This is a genomic window from Dietzia massiliensis (genome assembly GCF_018390595.1).
GTDB classification, from domain to species: domain Bacteria; phylum Actinomycetota; class Actinomycetes; order Mycobacteriales; family Mycobacteriaceae; genus Dietzia; species Dietzia massiliensis.
The window spans coordinates 1-862 of the sequence record NZ_JAHBAV010000132.1; the positions used below are offsets into that span (position 1 = coordinate 1).

The following is an 862-nucleotide window of genomic DNA, read 5'->3' on the forward strand; positions in this document are numbered from 1 at the left end:
GGCAGGTCGCGCCTCACGAGAGGAACGATGAGAAGGGTGAGCGCCGGGATGGCGACGACCGGCCGCCAGCCGAAGGGGTCGACGAGCAGGGCCCCGGCCACCGGACCGAGTGCGTTGATGGTCGCTCCGATGCCTGAGTACGTCGCCATGGCACGCGCTCTCGAGTCGCCCGAGAACAGCGCTTGGACTGCGGCGATGGTCAGCGCCGGGACGGCTGCAGCTCCCAGTCCCTGCAGAGTGCGTGTAGCGATGAGGGCCGGGAGGGAATCGACGAGCGCCCCCGCACAGGCCGCGGTGACCATGATCGACATTCCCACTAGAAGGGGCAGCCGGATGCCGAAAAAGTCGCCCAGGCGTCCGAAGATCGCGCTGCCCACCGCAAGGGCCAGCGAGTAGCAGCTGACGACGAGAGCGGCACGGCCAGCTGTGAGGTTGAGATCGTTCGCGATCGCCGGCAGGGCGACAGCGACCGCGGCACTTCCGAGGCCGGTCACGCCGAAGAGCACGGCGATGGCCCAGGCGAGCGTCCCGCGGTGCGGTGCCGGTGGCGGGCTGGCGCTGGAGATGGTCACTCCTCAGGCGAGGCGGCAAGGACTTGAAGGCGAATCAGGGTTCAAGTATACCTGTAGTCAGATGAACCGTGAAGGAGTCCCGCTTTGACGTCTATGTCTCCGGTGACGGCCCCGTCCGACGAGCGCCGTGTGCGGGCACTTCTGATCGACTACGGGGGAGTGCTCACGGTCCCGCTGGGTTCAGCCTTCCGCGGAATCGCCGAAGACGCCGGACTCGAACCGAATCAGGTGCTTGGCGTGCTCGGCACCCATGAAGGGGCACGCTCTGCGCTGGTGGAGCACGAGGTGGG

Annotated in this window: 1 protein-coding gene; it reads right to left on the minus strand. The window is 67.5% G+C overall.

Annotated features, from left to right (window positions below; genetic code table 11):
- A partial coding sequence (locus KHA85_RS16465; RefSeq protein ID WP_213186628.1) for an MFS transporter occupies positions 1-572 on the minus strand: 572 nt, incomplete at its 3' end.
- Positions 573-862: the final 290 nt, after the last annotated feature.